19 protein-coding genes, 1 pseudogene and 1 riboswitch are annotated in these 17,968 nt (G+C 38.0%); of the genes and pseudogenes, 11 read left to right on the top strand and 9 right to left on the bottom strand.

What is annotated here, in order from left to right:
* Positions 1–83: 83 nt before the first annotated feature.
* From ABC255_RS02400 to ABC255_RS02385, 4 genes are all read right to left on the bottom strand, one after another.
* Positions 84–920 carry a carbohydrate ABC transporter permease gene (locus tag ABC255_RS02400; protein ID WP_412991176.1) on the bottom strand — a complete coding sequence of 279 codons (837 nt, stop codon included), beginning with the start codon at positions 918–920 and terminating at the stop codon, positions 84–86.
* A gap of 1 nt (position 921) precedes the next feature.
* Positions 922–1,872: a carbohydrate ABC transporter permease gene (locus ABC255_RS02395; protein WP_412991175.1), complete on the bottom strand. Its 951-nt coding sequence runs from the start codon at positions 1,870–1,872 to the stop codon at positions 922–924.
* Positions 1,873–1,941: 69 nt separating this feature from the next.
* The gene (locus ABC255_RS02390) at positions 1,942–3,246 is read right to left on the bottom strand and encodes an ABC transporter substrate-binding protein (protein ID WP_412991174.1); all 1,305 of its coding nucleotides are present in this window, start codon (positions 3,244–3,246) and stop codon (positions 1,942–1,944) included.
* Between the two features lie 139 nt (positions 3,247–3,385).
* Positions 3,386–4,264: a ketose-bisphosphate aldolase gene (locus ABC255_RS02385; RefSeq protein WP_412991173.1), complete on the bottom strand. Its 879-nt coding sequence runs from the start codon at positions 4,262–4,264 to the stop codon at positions 3,386–3,388.
* A gap of 271 nt (positions 4,265–4,535) precedes the next feature.
* Between ABC255_RS02385 and ABC255_RS02380 the strand changes: the two genes are divergently transcribed.
* The 7 genes from ABC255_RS02380 to manA all read left to right on the top strand — a co-directional run bounded on the left by ABC255_RS02380 (position 4,536) and on the right by manA (position 10,883).
* Positions 4,536–5,288: a DeoR/GlpR family DNA-binding transcription regulator gene (locus ABC255_RS02380; protein WP_412991172.1), complete on the top strand. Its 753-nt coding sequence runs from the start codon at positions 4,536–4,538 to the stop codon at positions 5,286–5,288.
* A 360-nt stretch (positions 5,289–5,648) separates the two neighbouring features.
* On the top strand, positions 5,649–6,563 hold the full coding sequence (locus tag ABC255_RS02375; protein ID WP_412991171.1) for a ketose-bisphosphate aldolase: 915 nt from the start codon (positions 5,649–5,651) through the stop codon (positions 6,561–6,563).
* A 169-nt stretch (positions 6,564–6,732) separates the two neighbouring features.
* Entirely contained in the window at positions 6,733–7,218 is a 486-nt protein-coding gene (locus tag ABC255_RS02370; RefSeq protein ID WP_412998458.1) for a cupin domain-containing protein, read from the top strand.
* A gap of 192 nt (positions 7,219–7,410) precedes the next feature.
* Positions 7,411–8,268 (top strand): MurR/RpiR family transcriptional regulator, encoded by an 858-nt coding sequence (locus ABC255_RS02365; protein ID WP_412991170.1) that lies wholly within the window; start codon positions 7,411–7,413, stop codon positions 8,266–8,268.
* 28 nt (positions 8,269–8,296) lie between these two features.
* Positions 8,297–8,827, top strand: a complete 531-nt coding sequence (locus ABC255_RS02360; protein WP_412991169.1) for a type 1 glutamine amidotransferase domain-containing protein — start codon at positions 8,297–8,299, stop codon at positions 8,825–8,827.
* Positions 8,828–9,046: 219 nt separating this feature from the next.
* Positions 9,047–9,916, top strand: a complete 870-nt coding sequence (locus ABC255_RS02355) for an ROK family protein (protein ID WP_412991168.1) — start codon at positions 9,047–9,049, stop codon at positions 9,914–9,916.
* 16 nt (positions 9,917–9,932) lie between these two features.
* Positions 9,933–10,883, top strand: coding sequence for a mannose-6-phosphate isomerase, class I (gene manA, locus ABC255_RS02350; protein ID WP_412998457.1), 951 nt, complete (start codon positions 9,933–9,935; stop codon positions 10,881–10,883).
* Positions 10,884–11,097: 214 nt separating this feature from the next.
* Here the strand turns inward: manA and ABC255_RS02345 are convergent.
* From ABC255_RS02345 to ABC255_RS02325, 5 genes and pseudogenes are all read right to left on the bottom strand, one after another.
* A pseudogene (locus ABC255_RS02345) lies at positions 11,098–11,262 on the bottom strand (IS5/IS1182 family transposase); the annotation flags it as partial.
* Between the two features lie 98 nt (positions 11,263–11,360).
* Complete coding sequence (locus ABC255_RS02340) at positions 11,361–11,579, bottom strand: helix-turn-helix domain-containing protein (protein ID WP_412991167.1); 219 nt, start codon at positions 11,577–11,579, stop codon at positions 11,361–11,363.
* 10 nt (positions 11,580–11,589) lie between these two features.
* The gene (locus tag ABC255_RS02335; protein ID WP_412991166.1) at positions 11,590–12,066 is read right to left on the bottom strand and encodes a DUF2975 domain-containing protein; all 477 of its coding nucleotides are present in this window, start codon (positions 12,064–12,066) and stop codon (positions 11,590–11,592) included.
* Positions 12,067–12,104: 38 nt separating this feature from the next.
* Positions 12,105–13,049: an ABC transporter permease gene (locus ABC255_RS02330; RefSeq protein WP_412991165.1), complete on the bottom strand. Its 945-nt coding sequence runs from the start codon at positions 13,047–13,049 to the stop codon at positions 12,105–12,107.
* Complete coding sequence (locus ABC255_RS02325; RefSeq protein WP_412991164.1) at positions 13,042–13,971, bottom strand: ABC transporter ATP-binding protein; 930 nt, start codon at positions 13,969–13,971, stop codon at positions 13,042–13,044. The genes ABC255_RS02330 and ABC255_RS02325 overlap by 8 nt, the downstream gene beginning before the upstream one ends.
* A gap of 763 nt (positions 13,972–14,734) precedes the next feature.
* Between ABC255_RS02325 and ABC255_RS02320 the strand changes: the two genes are divergently transcribed.
* The 4 genes from ABC255_RS02320 (at position 14,735) to ABC255_RS02305 (ending at position 17,853) form a co-directional block, all read left to right on the top strand.
* Positions 14,735–15,028, top strand: a complete 294-nt coding sequence (locus ABC255_RS02320) for a hypothetical protein (protein WP_412991163.1) — start codon at positions 14,735–14,737, stop codon at positions 15,026–15,028.
* A 639-nt stretch (positions 15,029–15,667) separates the two neighbouring features.
* A complete protein-coding gene (locus ABC255_RS02315; protein ID WP_412991162.1) occupies positions 15,668–16,156 on the top strand; it encodes a sigma-70 family RNA polymerase sigma factor in 489 nt (162 codons plus the stop codon).
* A gap of 426 nt (positions 16,157–16,582) precedes the next feature.
* The gene (locus ABC255_RS02310; protein ID WP_412991161.1) at positions 16,583–17,059 is read left to right on the top strand and encodes a PAS domain-containing protein; all 477 of its coding nucleotides are present in this window, start codon (positions 16,583–16,585) and stop codon (positions 17,057–17,059) included.
* A 550-nt stretch (positions 17,060–17,609) separates the two neighbouring features.
* Positions 17,610–17,693: riboswitch (cyclic di-GMP riboswitch) on the top strand.
* 22 nt (positions 17,694–17,715) lie between these two features.
* Positions 17,716–17,853, top strand: coding sequence for a hypothetical protein (locus ABC255_RS02305; RefSeq protein ID WP_412991160.1), 138 nt, complete (start codon positions 17,716–17,718; stop codon positions 17,851–17,853).
* Positions 17,854–17,968 lie beyond the last annotated feature (115 nt).

Genomic DNA, 17,968 nt, shown 5'->3' with positions numbered 1-17,968 from the left:
CCTCTGTTTGTTATAGAATTTAAAACTTTAATTGGAGCTTACCGAATTTGGAACGTCATCCAACAAGCATCCATGTGATTTTCCTAGCTTTTAACAGATCCAGATGTCATCCCTGCAATGAAATATCTTTGGAAAAATAAGAATAAGAGTAATACTGGTAACGACCCAAGTACGCTCATGGCCATCATTTGGTTCCACTCGTAAGCATGCTGACCCATTAATAAGCTAATTCCTACTGGGACAGTACGAAACTCATTTGTCTTCGTTAAAGCTAAGGCAAATAGATATTCGTTCCACGCGAGCATAAAGGTATACATTCCTACAGAAACTAATCCTGGAATCGATACAGGAACCAAAACATTCCATAGTGCTCTAAATCTGGTTCCACCATCAATCATAACGGCTTCATCTAAGTCTTTTGGCAACGTATTAAAATATCCTGTTATCATTAAGATTGCATATGGTAACGTAAATAACAAATAGGTTAAAATCAGAGCACCATAGGTGTTATACAAACCAATGGTTACAATCAAACTCAAATATGGTATTAATAGAACGATCGGCGGTACTGCCTGAACACTTACAATAACTGTATTGATTACTTTTTTGCCCGGAAAGTCAAACCTGCTGAAACTATAAGAAGCTAGAATACTAACAATTAAAGTCAAAATGACAACAGTAATCGCAATTAAGTAGCTATTAATGAAAAATCTAATTTTTTCTGGATTATTGAAAATCTCTACGTAAGCATCAAATGTGAAATTCTCAGAAACCCACACTGGTGGCCATGCAAAGATTTCCGAGTTTGGTTTAAAGGAATTCAAAAGCATCCACAAGACTGGAAATCCTGCAAAGATTGCTCCTATAATTAATAGGGTGATAACGACACCTTTCATATACCATTTTCTTTCCCCTACCATCTTATTCCTGCCCCCTCTGATGTCGTACATAAATGATCGAAATGATTGTACATACGAATAGTAAAATTACTGCGCTAGTTGAAGCCATAGCATATTGATACTTACTAAATCCTAATTTATAAATAAATGTACTAAGCATCTCAGTCGCATTTATTGGTCCTCCACCAGTGGTCATCCAAATAAGTGCAAATTGTTGTATCGTCCATACAAAATCTAACAATATTAAGCTGATTAAAATTGGTTTTAACTGAGGAAGGGTAATATAGAAAAACTGCTTTACGCCGTTTGCACCATCAATCGCAGAGGATTCATAAAGATCTGATGATATTCCTTGAAGCCCAGCTAAAATGCTCATCATAAAGAATGGGTAGCCTGCCCAAATATTAATCATTGTTACCGCGAACAATGCAAAATCTCTTGAAGCTAACCATTCTATCTGATCAGAAGTTAAATTAAACTCTATTAATAGATAGTTAATGACACCATTTGGATTTAATAGCATCTTCCATAGAACCGCTATAACAGATGCCGTGAACATCCATGGTAAAGCGAAGATTACCCTGAATAAAGCTTTGGTTTTCGCACCAAGATATTTTGTATTTAATACCATGGCAAAGGTCAGTCCCAGAATCATATGTACAATTACACTGCCACCAACAAAAATCAATGAATTTCTTACAGCTTTTAAAAATCCTTTATCCGTCAATAGCTCTTTAAAGTTTTCCAAACCTACAAATTCGGGATTCTTATTAAGAATGACATTATCGTAAAATGAGTAACGGATAACTATATAAATAGGGATAACTAACAATACAACCATTAATAGAATTGTCGGTATAAGATATAGATATGGCTCGGAATTCTTCTTAAAAGATTGAACTTTTCTATTATACTGGAACTCTTTAATCGCTTTTGTTTTAGTTTCAGTTTTAGTTGCAGTTTCAATTGTCACCTGCCATTACCACCTTTCTAAACAGGGATGTATGTCAAACATACATCCCGTTTACTATTCAAGCATTTATTATTCAAATGATTCTTCCCATATACCCTGCGTCTCTTTTAACATATCATTTACTGACTTTGTATCTCCATCTAAATAAAGTTGTAGTTGTTCATCAAAAGATCTCATTAATTCTTCTGAAGTTGGAAGTCCAGTAAATTCGTTAACCGCATAACTGTTTTGATATAGTTCATAGGCTTTCACGAATAACTCATCTGCTGCTGAATAATCAGGTTCTGCGGTTGAGTTTCCTGGGAAGGCATTTGCTAAAACAGCAAGTTTTGCATTTACTTCAGGACTCATTAGATATTCAACTAACTTCATAGCTTCTGCCTTATGTTCGCTATTTTCTGCAACTCCAATACCCCAATTTGCTACGTCCATACCACTTTTTCCGCTATAACCATCTTTAACCGGTACTGGCATAAAATCAAAGTTTAAGTTTGGTGCTTCTTTTTTAATAGTTGTTAAGTGAGCTAGTGAATCAGTCATAAATGCTACACGTCCGTTTGTAAACTCTTCTACCATATCCGCTTCTTTCATAGCATATGCCCCTGGCGCTACTACTTTAGAATCAAATAATTCTTTTACAAACTCAACAGTAGCAGTCAAGTCTTTATTATTTGTCAAAGCAGGCTTACCATCCTTTAACATAGAACCGCCAGAAGCCCAAAGCCAACTCATAAAATTGTTTTGAATACCACTTGGAGATTCTGTAGACATTGGAATTGCCCATCCGGCCTTCCCAGTTGTCTTGGTAATTTTATCAGTTGCCTCTGTAAATTCAGACCAAGTTTTGGGAATTCCTGTAATCCCAGCCTCTTTTAGAATATCCATGTTTACATACATCGGATAGGCAAAGTTCACAACAGGAATCATATACGTATACCCATCAACTTTAATTTGATCGGATAACTGACTATCATCATATCCATCAGCATCCATTAATTCTGTCATATTTGCAATTGATCCTTGTTTAGCAAAATCATATACCCAAGAACCATCAAGACCAACCACATCTGCCATTGTTCCTGCCGCTGCACCAGCTGCAATTTGCGTTTTTGTATCAGCATATGGATTACTTAAAAGCTTTACCTTAATTCCTGTATCAGCAGTGAATTCGTCAACGATTTCCTGAAGTGCACCATCTGGCAATTCTACTCCCCACCATTGTTGGAACTCTAACGTAACTTCTCCATCTTTGCCTTCAGATTCGGAATCTTTTGTTGAGGTCTCTGATTGATTACAACCTACCAACGCAATCAACATACTCACGATCATTACAATAGATAATACACTTTTATTAAGCGCTTTCAAATTAAACATATAATAAAAACCCCCAATTTTTTGTGTTTCTTCTTATAATACTTTAGGCAGATTTGCCGAATTATCTTGAGGTTGATTAATATGAATCTAACGCAAACGAGCCTTCAGAAGTAAAAATCGTATATTTCTATTATTAAACTTATAATTGCGTTACTTTATACAAGTCTGCCTTGCCTGCCGAGCCAAACAAATGCATCTTTTTTGCAATAATCTCCATAGCTGCTTCGGTTGAACTTGGGAAAAGTGCATCCGGCTCATATCCATTTGGGTGGTTGTTCAATGTATTGCGAAGTTCTGTAAAAAACGCCCGCTTCATTTCACTGGAAAGGTTGATCTTACTAACACCGTACTTCGTGGATTCTCGAATATCCTCATCCGAGTTATCGGAACCTCCATGCAAGACAAGCGGAATATTCACTATTTCATTGATTTGAGACAAACGATCAATCTGAAGCTTAGGTTTCAGCGATTTTGGATAGAACCCATGAGAGGTGCCGATTGCGATGGCAAGAGTATCTACATTGGTACGCTCCACGAAATCTTTCGCCTGTTCCGGGTCTGTGAACAAAATCTCTTCTGCCCCACCTTCTGAACTTGTACCTGTATTCCCGATGGTCCCAAGTTCTCCCTCGACGGTAATATGTTGTGCATGAGCAATTTTCACGGCTGCTTTGGTTAGCGCTACGTTCTCCTCATAAGGTAAATGTGAGCCATCAATCATTACGGATGTAAATCCATTCCGAATAGCTCGAACAACATCATCGATATTGCCTCCGTGATCAAGATGAATCACGATAGGTACACTTGCTCGGTGCGCCGCTTCAACACAATATGCAGCAAACTCATCTCCCATAAGATTAATTTCATTTGGATGTATTTGAAGGATGGCAGGAGAATTTTCCCTTTCTGCCGTTTGAATGACCGCCCTTACAAATTCGCTATTAGCAATATTAAAGGCTCCCACTGCGAATTTGCCCTTATAGGCTACGCTAAGTAACTTTTCCATGGTTGTTAACATGTTTACACCTCACCATCTTTTTGTGTTTTTGCATGGTTAACCTTTAGTTGCTCCAATTTTCCTCACTCGCCCCCCTGCCATATCCTGCTAATTTATATTTCAAGATTAAGTGCATTGTGTTTTTTTGTCAATATGAAATATTCAAAATAAACAAAAAAATTAACACCGTATGTTTGAAAATTTGTTTATTTTGTTTATTTAATATTGATTTATTTGTTGAATTCTTATATAAATAAAATATATAAACAAAATAAATGATAGGAGAAAAATGATGTCTACTGAGAGACGACTTAAAAAACTTTCCGAATTGATCATAAAAAGAGGAAGCTTATCCGTTCAGGATTTGGTTGACGAATTTCAAGTATCAGATATGACCATTCGAAGGGATTTACAAAAATTGGAACAGAGCGGATTGTTCGAAAGATTTCATGGAGGAATCCGACATGTAATGGACGAACCGCCCATACAACGTGAGACACAATCAATAGAGGAAAAGAAAAGGATTGCTGAATATTGTTTAACGCGTATATCCTCCAACGATACGATCATTCTAGACTCTGGAACTACCTCTCATTATATTGCCACTGGATTGGCTGAATCACTTCTTGAGAATGTTACCGTCATTACGAACTCTCTCACCACAGCCTATGCCCTCCGGTATGCCCGGAATATTTCTTTATTTATGGCTGGCGGCGAGTTTAGGCAAAACTGCCAAGCGTTCCTTGGAAGTGGAACGAAATCGTTCCTTGAAGATTTGTACGTTAACAAAGCGTTTGTTGCAACGAGTGGTGTTGCCGAAAGCGGCTTTAGTGTATTCCACTTCTCCGACGCCGAAATTAAACAATCCATGCTTAAATGCAGCAAAGAAACGTACTTAATAGCAGATTCATCCAAGTTTGGGAAACGCTCAATGAATCTTTTCGCCCCCCTCGAAAGCGTCGATATGATCGTAACTGATAATAGTTTATCGGATTACTGGGTATCGGTTGTTGAAAATAAGGGTGTCCAATTAATCAAGGTGTGAGAGTTTAACAAAAAGCGCTGCGAAGCAATGATGACGCTGCAGCCTAGTAAATTACCAAACTTTGTATTTCGCAGGCTTTTGTCGAATATTGGCGAATTAAATTTCTTGAATTATTAAAAAATTAATTTTATAGTTAACCCAAGAAATTAAATTTCCTTGAATAAGAAACGAATAAAATTTAATTTCTTGGAGCTATTAAGAAATTTTTTTTCATCTCACTTAAAAACAATTGAGATTGAAAAAACAACAAAATAAAGAGGTGATCAATCTTTGAATGACCCCTAAAAAAATATGAATCATTTTTAGGGTTTTAATAGTAAGCGTATACAAATCTATTTATTAAAAGGAGAGATTACCTGTATGTTAATTACAATGAAAGAATTATTGACTGTTGCAAAAGAAAATCAATTTGCTGTAGGTGCGTTCAATGTTGCAGATAGTACATTTCTAAGAGCTGTGGTTGAAGAGGCTGAACAATTAAATTCTCCAGCAATCATTGCCATCCACCCTTCTGAACATGAATTTTTAACAGATGAATTTTTCTCTTATGTTAAACACCGTGTATATGAAAGCAAAGTTCCATTTGTGTTACACCTAGATCATGGTGGTTCTATGGAAGAAGTATTAAGAGCGATTCGTTGCGGATTTACATCGGTCATGATTGATGGATCTTTACTTCCATACGAGGAAAATGTTGCTGTAACGAAGAAGATCGTTGAAATCGCTCATGCAGTTGGTGTTTCAGTAGAAGGTGAGTTAGGAACGATTGGAAGTACAGGAAATTCAGTTGAGGGTGGCGTTACCGAAGTTACATATACAGATCCTGCAGAAGCTAGGGATTTCGTTAATAGAACAGGTGTTGATACATTAGCAGTGGCCATTGGTACTGCACATGGTATCTATCCAAAACATATTAAACCAGAGTTACAATTGGATATTCTCGAAGAAATTAATACACTTGTTGATATTCCATTAGTATTACATGGTGGTTCATCTAACCCAGATAGTGAAATTGCTCAATCTGTCAAACTAGGAGTTAGTAAGATTAATATTTCTAGTGATATGAAATACGCTTATTATAAAAAAGCACGTGAAGTTCTAAATACTACTGAATACTGGGATCCGAATGTTATCTATCCAGAATGTATTCTAGAAGCCCGTAAGGTCATCAACCATAAAATGCATCTTTTTAACTCTGTAGGTAAAGCAAGTCTTTACGACAAGGTGGTTACACCTAAAACAGTTGAAAAAGCGGTAGCTAGTAGCAGATATTAGTAATATCTTAACCAAAATAAACCCACAACAAGACACTTCACAATGCAATTCTCACAACTATATCCTACTTAGAATCTCACAAAATATGTATTAAGAATTAGCTTAATGAGAGGAGTTGATTTATTTGGCTAATGTGCAAACAAAGGACTATCAAGCAATCGTAACGAATATGCTTGCTGACACGGGTATTATCTTAACTCAAGCCGAACAAGAAGCGATTGAAATTGCAGACTTTGGCTTAAATAATCTCGAAGAAACGGGACTGCAATTAATTACTTATGTGAACACCGAGCGTTATTGTGCGAAAGACTTGGTTTTGTTTCCGAATCAAACCTGTCCAGAACATCGCCATCCACCTAGAAAAAATGGAGATCCTGGCAAGTTAGAAACGTTTAGATGCCGTAAAGGAACCGTTTATCTCTATGTAGAAGGAGAACCTACAGTATCACCGCTAGCTTCTCCTCCTGCAGAGGATCTCCCATACTATACGGCATTCCATGAAGTTGTATTGCATCCTGGGGAGCAATATACCATCCCAGAAAATACAAAGCACTGGTTTAAAGCGGGAGAAGAAGGAGCTATCATTTCTGAATTTTCATCTAATAGTGAGGATGAGTCAGATATCTTTACAGACCCACGAATTAAACGTGTCTAAGATTCATTAAAAATAGAAGAATTTACATGATACAATATAGGTGATGTACCTGTTTTTATATCCTAGTATATAAATACAGGAACATCACCCATTTCATTATTTTTAGAAGAATGCAATTTGGGTTGGTGATAGATTTACTGCTGGTTTACTTGTTGAATTTTTCAACTAAGATAAGCCTATTGGAGGAAAGGTATGACAACGACTAGGGAAAATAACTTATTAAATACTCTTAACAGTATTTATCCAACATTACATGATGCCGAGAAAAAAGTTGCTGATTATGTAATCAAGGAATATTTTAATGTCATTAATATGAGTGTTTCAGAGCTTTCCGAACAATGTGAAGTAAGTGAGGCAACGATTGTAAGGTTTTGTAAAAGAATTGGCTTAAAAGGATTTCATCATTTTAAAATATCTCTAGCAAGAGAGATAAATGAACAAGATGAAGTATCACATTCTCCGACTATAGATCTTAATAATATCTCGGAATCCATTCAAAATATCTTTGCTTATAAGGTGGATGAACTTAAGCAAACAGCTAAGTTCCTTGATTCACAAGCCATAAAAGAGTGCCTCGAGGTGATTGGAAGAAGTAGCTTGGTTCACTTTGTGGCTGCTGGAAACTCGATGCCTGCAGCAATGGATGGTGCCTATAAATTTAATCAAATTGGCATAAGGTCCATTGTTCATACAACACCTGAAATGCAAGTATCGCTTGCCCGTTCCTTAACAGAAAAAGATGTTGTGATTGGAATATCAAATTCTGGTGATTCTAAACTTCTTTTAGAAATCTTTGAGATTGCAAAAAAAAGAAAAGCGAAAACAATCTGTATTACAAACCATTTTAAATCACCTCTTTCTAGAATTTCAGACATTCAGTTAACAAGCATTACGAATGAAAAATTATTTTTTAAAGAATTTAGTTTCTCCAGAGTCCCCTCCCTTTCTGTGATAGATGCATTGTTCTTACTATTATCACGAGTTAATTATAATAGCTCTGTTGAATCAATTAGTGATTTAGAGCAAGCTTTAACTGACTATAAGTACTAAAATTATATATTTAAAGGATGATGGATTAATGCGATTAAAAGGAAAAAAAATTATAAGCCTTGTAGATCATGAATTTGAGGACTTGGAACTTTGGTATCCTGTGCTTAGACTTCGTGAAGAGGGAGCCATTGTAGATATTGTTGGCGATCAGGCCAATAAAAAGTACATTGGGAAGTACGGTGTTTCTGTTGAGTCTGATTTTGCCTATGAAGATGTGAAATCGGAGGATTATGATGCTATTTTGGTACCAGGTGGTTGGGCTCCTGATAAGATTCGTCGTTTTTCTTCCGTTTTATCCATCATTCAAGAAATGAATGATGCCGAGAAGCCAATTGGCCAGATCTGTCATGCTGGATGGGTGTTGATTTCTGCCAAAATATTAACTGGTAAGAAAGTGACTAGTACCCCAGGAATTAAGGATGATATGGAGAACGCTGGAGCCATATGGTATGACGAACCTGTTGTGACTGATGGACATCTCGTATCAAGCCGCCGTCCTCCGGATCTTCCTGATTATTTACGGGAATTCATAAGAGTATTGGAAGATAAAAATGAATAGAAATGAATAAAGCATGGATATCCATGCTTATTTATATAGTAGGATTATCACAGGTAATCGATGGTATTGTATTGTTTTCGTATTCTTAATTAGGTAAAAAGGACTTTATTCTAAAAGTATTTATAGGACATATTTCCAATTGGTAGATTTAATAAATAGTGTTTATTTAGTATAATGAATCAGGTCGTTTAGTATTTAAACTTTTAGTTTGGGGGTATTGTGATGTTAGGAGCAGTTGAAGCAGGCGGGACGAAATTTGTTTGTTCTGTCGGAGATGAAACAGGCAAAATTATAGAACGTACTCAGATATCTACAACAATACCTAAGGAAACGATGTCAAAGGTAATCGGTTTTTTTAAATCCTATGAGCTTCAGGCTATTGGAGTAGGTTCCTTTGGGCCCATAAATATAAACCGAGAAAGTGCCGGATACGGCTCTATCACCTCAACACCGAAACCAGGATGGCAGGATTACCCTATCGTAAAGACATTAGAAAAACAGTTCAGGATCCCAATTGGCTTTAATACCGATGTGAATGCGGCGGCGTTAGGCGAGGCTACACACGGGGCAGCGAAAGGGTTGGATAGCTGTTTATACATTACCATTGGAACGGGGATTGGAGCAGGAGCCATTGTCCAAGGGAAACTCCTACAAGGGTTAACGCATCCAGAAATGGGACATATTCTTGTTAGACGCCATCCACAAGATACGTATGAAGGAAAATGCCCTTACCACAAAGATTGTCTAGAGGGCCTTGCATCCGGACCAGCAATAGAGGAACGTTGGGGTGCAAAAGGAGTCGACCTAGTAGACCGTACGGAGGTATGGGAATTACAAGCCTACTACATTGCTCAAGCTCTTATGCAATTTGTGTTAATTCTTTCTCCAAAAAAAATCATCCTTGGCGGCGGGGTTATGAATCAAAAGCAATTATTCCCTTCTATATATAAGTATTTGAAAGAATTTGTTGCCGATTATGTCTATTTACCAGAGCTTGCTGACTATATTGTCAGTCCTGGGTTAGGGGACCATTCCGGAATTACAGGATCACTAATGCTAGCCAAGCAAGCACTTCAAGGAAATATCTAATACAGCGGAGGGTATCATTTTGCAACAACCATTATTTTTAAAACCGGTTTTTAAAGAACGAATCTGGGGCGGAACCGCCTTAGCAACGGAGTTTGGATATGACATTCCTACAGATCATACAGGAGAATGCTGGGCGATTTCAGCTCATCCTAATGGTCCATCCACTATTGAAAATGGTCCATATGCCGGAATGACTTTAGTTGAGCTTTGGAAAAAGCAGCCTGAATTATTTGGGAATCCAACGGGAGAGGTTTTCCCGCTACTAACTAAAATCCTCGATGCAAATGCTGATTTATCTGTCCAAGTTCATCCTGAGGATGACTACGCAAAAATACATGAGAATGGTGAGTTAGGAAAGACAGAGTGCTGGTATATCCTTGATTGTAAAGAAGGGGCAGAAATGATTTTCGGCCATAATGCCCAGACAAAAGAGGAATTAATCCAACTGGCCAATGACGGAAAATGGAATGAGTTACTTCGAAGAGTCAAAATCAAACCTGGTGACTTTTTCTATGTACCAAGCGGGACCATTCACGCCTTATGTGAAGGAACCCTTGTCTTAGAAACTCAGCAAAGCTCTGATACGACATATAGGGTATATGACTATGACCGTAGAGATAGTGAAGGGAATTTACGTGAACTTCATTTAGACAAAGCCATTGATGTCACCACCGTTCCCCACCAAGAAACCGGTATCACCCCTAAAATAGAGAGACACAAAAATGCAATCATGACAACGTTTGTAGAGTCGGAATTCTTCTCTGTCTACAAATGGTCTATTGATGGTAAAGCAACATTCTCAACAGATGACCGATACTTGCTCGTAAGTGTCATAGATGGAGACGGGACACTTGTTCATGCCGGTGAGCGTTATCCATTGAAAAAAGGAACACATTTTATTCTTCCGGTTGGCGCTGGAGAGTTTGAACTCGATGGAACTGCCGAATTCATTGTTTCCCATACGTAACCTTCGTTACGGGTACCACGTCTTCTAAGTATATCCATAGCGGTTTATGGTCCGAGCAAATAACCAGTACAGTAGGGACGGTTCTCATGGTTTTGGAGATATCAGGGACGGTTCGAAGCCACTGAATAAGACACCTTTTTTTAAGACGTTAAATTGCCACTAAGCTAATTTTTTCAATAATATGGTTATGCATGTGAGTTATAGTAGGTAATTAAGAGGATAGCTTAATTGCTATCCTCTTTAAATTTACGGCTAATGCCGTTAATTTTCCCGTGAGTGGACATGTTTTTTAGACCGTATTTTTAGTACGATCTAGCCTGTGGAAATTTTTCATTTCCCCATTCTTCCATTCTTGGCAAGTCCTTTTCTTATATTTCTCCGCTTTCTTTCATTAAACTGCGTTCTATTAACATAGGCGCCAGCATTGACTCGTACTGCTGGTTTTTAAGGTTTTTTCAGAATTTAGATAGTTAGTGCCTATTTAGTATCTTCATCACTTCGATATTCTAAGATATCTCCAGGTTGACATTCTAAAGCCTTACAGATCGCTTCTAATGTTGATAATCGAATTGCCTTTGCTTTTCCATTTTTCAAAATAGAAAGGTTCGCCATCGTGATTCCAACTCTCTCCGAAAGTTCGGTTACGCTCATTTTCCTTTTCGCCAGCATCACATCAATATTAATAATAATTCCCATTTCATTCACCTCAGACTGTTAAATCATTTTCTGATTTTATATCAATTGCTTGTTGTAAAAGCCTTTGGAGAACAGCAGCAAAAACTGAGATCACTATGGAAGCAAAGATTGGGACCATTCCGATGATGATGAGACCCGGGGCATCATCTAGATCCGCTACGAGATAAACAAAAGGTATAATTAGCACAAATAAGATGCTCATTGTGATTGCACATTTTTTTATTTTGTTTAAAGCCTTTACAGATTTTTCGGAGAAAGCTTCGTTCTTGTCAATATACCCCAAAAGCTTAAAAGCCTGATACAATGCCATGTAAAACGGAATGGCTGATATATACATACCTAATACAATTGGATATAGCATATGGGCATAATCTGGATTTACTGGATTTTTAGCTAACCAAGGCACTCCAAATATGCCTAAAGCAAGAACTGGGAGTCCAATAAGAATAACAGCTAGCTTTAAAAAAAGTGTTGTTCCTTGTTTCATTAAAAAGCACCTCTCTTATTTATTTAAAAAAATTTGTTTTAAGCCGCCACGTCTCTTCGAGTGAAAAGGAGCCAAGAAATCAGATTGAAGACAAGGAAATAGACAACGAGCACTGTGATAGAAAAGGACAAGGTCATTCCCTCTTGGAACGGCCGTCCACTCAGGTACTGAGTGAGATCAGTGTTGGCAAACAACAGGTACTTACTCCAATCGAACCGCTGCAGTGCCTCGAGAACAATATTCCCCGCAAACAAGGCGCCAATGGAAAACCCAATCGCCATCGCGCTGCTTCGAAAGGCAGACGAGATCATAAAGGCCAAGGTTACGTACATAACCGTGGATATACCGTTTAGCATATACGTTTTCCAAAGATTAAGGACCATACTCCTTTCGATGATTTTCCCTTCCGCATTCATACTAATCAGCGGTAGATCCATGTTTCCAAAGCCGTATAAGATTCCGTTCACGATAAAGGATACAACAAACAGAGTCACCAACAACAGCAAGCCGAACAACAGAAAAGAGATATATTTGGAGAGAAGGATCTTTGCCCGGCTAGCTGGTCTGATGAGCAGAAGCTTAATCGTGCCAGACGAAAATTCACCCGCTACACTGTCTCCAACAATAATAATCGTAAAAATGGTAATCACAATCATGAGATTGGCCGACCCATTCAGGCCATCCCACATTGTCCCGTCTGTAGAGCGAATATTGTGCTCTAGGTGATAGTCATTGACGGCAATTTGTTGCTCGTAGAACGTTCTGTCCTCTTTATTGAGCTCGGGCTGTTTCAGAATTCCGGACCATTGCTGCTTCTCCTGCTGCAGCACTTCCCGCCAGCCCTCTTCCTGTGCCTTTTTTCCATCGGAATGCCATTCAATGAAGTTGACAAAAAGCACAAAAGCAGCCATAAGTCCGACGAGGACCCACGTTCGCACCCTCCGGTAGATTTTCATATTTTCATTCAGTACTAGATTAACCAACTTGTCCACCCCCCGTTATTTCCAAGAAACGATCTTCAAGAGACTGAGAAACCCTCTGCACGCCATAGATACGAATATCGTTCTGCATCAGTCCCGCAAGAATATCCGGAATGCATTCCCGCTCGGTTGTGACCTCGACAATCCCCTTCTGAGCAAGCTTGACTCCTTTGACACCATTCATCTGTTTGATGGCCACCATTGCTTGTTCCGCAGGCTTTACTTGAATCTGGTACGTTTGCACTTTATCATCCTGCGTAAAATCTTGAATTGGCATCACATTGACGAGCTTTCCACGCTGGAGAATAGCAACGCGGTCGCACATGAGCTCCATCTCTGATAATAGATGGCTAGAGACGACAACGGTGATTCCTTCCGTGCGGGTCAAATGCCGCAAATAATCGCGTAGCTCACGTATCCCCGCTGGATCAAGCCCATTCGTCGGTTCGTCGAGAATCAGTAAGGATGGCCGGTGCAGCAGCGCCTGAGCAACTCCCAGACGCTGGCGCATACCAAGCGAGTACTTTTTGACTTTGTCATGGATGCGGTTTTCTAGCTTGACCAACGACACCACTTCATCAATCCGTTCCTTGGTTACCCCCGGCACCATGCGGGCATAGTGCACGAGATTATGGTAACCGCTTAGATATTTATACATTTCTGGGCTTTCCACGATGGCGCCAACATGTCGAATCGCTTGTTCAAACTCAGTTTTAATATTTTTTCCCTTAATCATGATCTGCCCATTGGTGATCGACATCAATCCCACGATCATCCGGATGGTCGTTGTCTTACCAGCCCCATTCGGACCAAGGAAGCCGAAAATTTCGCCTTGCGGCACCTCAAAGGTAAGGTCATCGACGATGGTGCGTCGGCCAATCCGTTTGGTTACATTACGCAAGCTAATAATAGGTTCATTACTCATAGTTCTCCTCCTTTATATGATGACTTTGGGCGTTTCGTTCTTTATATCACAAAGTTATATAAGAGCTTTTCGCTTATTTACTGTCTTATAGAAATTTAACACATAATTTATCGTTTTTCAATAAATTTTTATTTAAATTTACTCATTTTTTATTGCTAAACAGGTGTCATTAGGGACGGTTCTCATGGTCCTATTTCTTAGTAAAAGTAACCGCGAGAACCGTCCCCATTGTCCGTGGTTCGAAAGGCCATTGAGTTCATGAAGATTTTGAGAAAAAAGTGAAGGAAGTTGAAGGATCACAAATACTGGTACAAAGTAAACATCAGAAACATGCTTCGCTAGGTGTTTAGGATTTTAGCCAGGGACCATCCATCATTCGGATAGTCCCTGGCTTTGTTTTATGGGTCTCCTGACTATTTCGGAATTGCTATAATCAGCAATGGCGGTTATTGGCGTTACAACCTCGTTCTTTAATAATTAGCCCAAGTATTAGAAAAAAACCGCCTCTATTTATGATAAGGTTCACCGTAACGTATCTAAATGAGGTTTTTAATAAAAGATAAAAAAACAAAGTTATTAGATTTACTTACTAAATTTGCTTTATATGGTCTTATTTATATCTTGCAAACCTAACTGTATTATTACTTCAGTCTCCTGTAATAAATATTGATTCACTTGTTTCTTTGCATTTTTTTGTGTTCTAATTAAAATAGGTGTATATTTATTTATAATTTTCGTATTAGCTTGGAAAGGGAATTTAGGTATGATTAATAATACAGATGTTATAGAGAGATTGGGTTCACTGGTTGGGAGGGAACTGACGAGTGTTACTCTTCACGAAGTGATTTTTTGTGAAGATAAACATAAGAAAATTCTAGTTCGATTTAACCTTGGTAAACAAACCTATATTCATTATAAGATTAATAAACAAAACTCAGATACATATGCTGACATTTTGATTTCAGGTAATCCGAATACTTTTCGAATTGGAGTAGAAGAGAAGGATGGAAGTATCATTGTGATTTCCGCCCCGAGGGTCTCTTATCAATATTTATAGCTTCCAAAAGCCGTTTTCCGTACCGGAGAGCGGCTTTTGGAAGCTAAGTTAATAAGAGCTTTGTCGGTTTGGATATATAAGACTTAAAAAACCTCATTTACTTAGGGTAAGGTTCATTACGATTCAATCTAAATACCAATGTCCCTTCCCTAGTTCGCTCATTAAAGACTCCCTCAATGATCAGAATACCTCTACTTTTTCTAAAATAGGCATTTTCATTCCCGGAAATCCAAAATTCCCGTTTAATCCTTTTCAATTTTTGAACCATACAGCGAGCCTTATTCACAAAAGGTTAAAATAATCGTCCCTGCCCCTTGCCGACTAGAGAACTGATTGCTTGTGAGTGGGTCTGACCCCCGCCCCCGAAATCCCATTTAATACATAATTCATATATTCCTAAAATATCCTTCCCTTTGTGGTGACAGGCACCGAAATTTTGTAAAAATCTTATTTCCTACTCTTTTTCTGATATTGAATGAAAATTGATTTTTTTGTTCCAATTCGAACGCAATTTCAAGTTATTAAGCTTTTATTCTGCTTGAAAATGTATTTTCTCGGATTCGATAGATTACTTGAATACCGTTATGGTAGAGCTACCTAGGAATTAACCGGAAGCGCGCTGTCCAAAAAGGACTGCAAGTGGAACATTTTAATGAGTTAGTTGTCCAGTACACGCCGATGATTCATAAGATTATGCGAACATTACACATTTATAAGAATCATGAGGAATTCTATCAAACGGGGTTAATCGGGCTCTGGGAAGCCCAACTGAACTTCGATCCAAGCAAGGGAAGCTTCGCCAATTATGCTTATACGTCTATCAAAGGCAAAATGCTAGTTGAAATGAATCAATCGAACAAACATGAAGAAAGGATAATTTATCCCAAGGAAGAATTCTGGTCGATGATCGAAGACGTGAACCCAGAGAGTCTCCTTGAGATGGAAACTCTACTTACCTATTGTGAAGGGTTAACAGAAAAAGAAACAAAATGGGTGATAGCCAACTACAAAGACTGTCTGTCCATAAAAGACATAGCCAAAACAGAAAAAGTATCTATATCAGCTGTAAAACAGTGGCGAGTAGGGGCTTTAAGGAAATTACGGGAACAGGTTGAAATGCAAAATTAAACTCTTTTTACCTCCAGCAAAGTTCAATCCGATAAAACCAAATTAACTGTTTTGTTGGATTGAGCTTTTTTATATCAGACGGCGGCTGTTAACCATATTAACACCGCCTTTATGATTCCTGGATCGGGAACTTTACCAAACCAAAGACAAGCGGAAATTAAAAAAGAGGAAAAATACCTTTCTCCTCTTTTAACCTTCGTGCTTTACCGCTTTAAACTTTTAGTTTTGTGGGGGACTGTCCGACTGTCCCCGTTCCATAGTAAAAACATTTTTGTGAGATAAATCACAATTGGCTATCATTATTAATGTTATCGTTATTAATGTGGTTAGATAAAAATCACCTAGAAGTGGCCGATTTTTTTCTCACTAATCTTTGTATTATTTTATTCTTCTCATAAACGGAGTATATATATAGGAGGTTTTTACATGTCTCAAGAAAAATTGTCTGAATTAATTAGTCCTGATGCTGTCATTAATTTTGAAACTGGTGCAATTAAAGCAAGCACTTTGGATTCAATTATCAATCTATTACCATTTGAAATGGGTTTTTGCGATGCCAACGATATTTTCCGCTGGTATTCAAATAATCCTAACCGCGTGCATGGTCGCCGTAAAGAAGCGATTGGCCGCCATGTACTTGAGCTTCACCCAAAAGTGGCTCACCACGTTGAAAAACTGTTGAGTGACTTTCATTCAGGAACGCGTGACGAATGGGAATTTTGGTTCCCAAAACGCACTGGTGAAACTGGTCAAATTTATCAAAAATTCATGGCAGTACGTGATGAAAACGGAAAATATCTTGGATGCATGGATGTGACTGTTAACATCGACCTTTTCCAAGGAAAAGAAGGTAAACATACCCCTGAAACTATTGGCGAATTTATAGCTATTAAGCCTGAGTAAATAAACTTTTCCATTTGAGAAGCTGCTAAAAAACACACCGAATCCCCTAATTAAAGGGTTCCGTTTTGAGGTGCATGAACCTTATTTGACAAGGTAAATGACAATCAAATTGGCAGTTATAAATTGCATTGAAAAGAGTGCCTATTGAACTAAAATGGCACTCTTTTTTCACGTAATTAGCAGAATCATCTTAAGTATATGAAATATTTCAATTCATAAACTTTATCTACTATCAGTGGTTGCCTTTTTTGGTAAGGCTTTTTTCTTAAAGATTGTTGTTAAAATCTTAAAGTCGATTTTAATGTGGAATACGCTGTTTTGCTTTTTAGAATTAAGTTGGAAGGCTCTTTTCTCATTAATTTAGGCTATTCTCAATAAAAATAATGCTCAACCAATCATAGTGCTTATGTTAAGAACCGTCCCCTTTGCCCTGTTACGACCTAGGCTCGGCCGCACGGTCTGAACCCAAATTCATTGACTTTGACCCCAAAATCGAATTTTGTCGAAAAATAGTGACTTTTTACAAATATTATGTTTATAATATTAAGTATTTTGTTAAGGGCAAACTCACTGAAAGGTGAGGACGCAAAGCTATAGGGGCTTCTGTCCTAGGACCAGCCAGCCAGCTACCATTAATATAAAAAGGGGAATTTTTGATGTCAAAAAGTATGTGGCTCACACCTGAAGAGGCAATGCGGAAAAAGAAAATGAAGAAAACCTTACTTTATGTAGCTATTATGATTGGTACCGTCGTTCTTAGTGCAGCTGTGACGGTACTCGCCAACTCAATATAGATAATGATTAATGATATAGATTGATACTAGCATTATTATTTTAATCGGCATTTAGCCGATTTTTTTTTGACATTTATAACAAACCAAACCTATGTACACGAAACATTGGCTGTAA

The organism is Neobacillus canaveralius (assembly GCF_047237705.1).
GTDB lineage: Bacteria > Bacillota > Bacilli > Bacillales > Cytobacillaceae > Neobacillus > Neobacillus niacini_K.
This window is presented reverse-complemented; position numbering and strand designations above follow the sequence as displayed.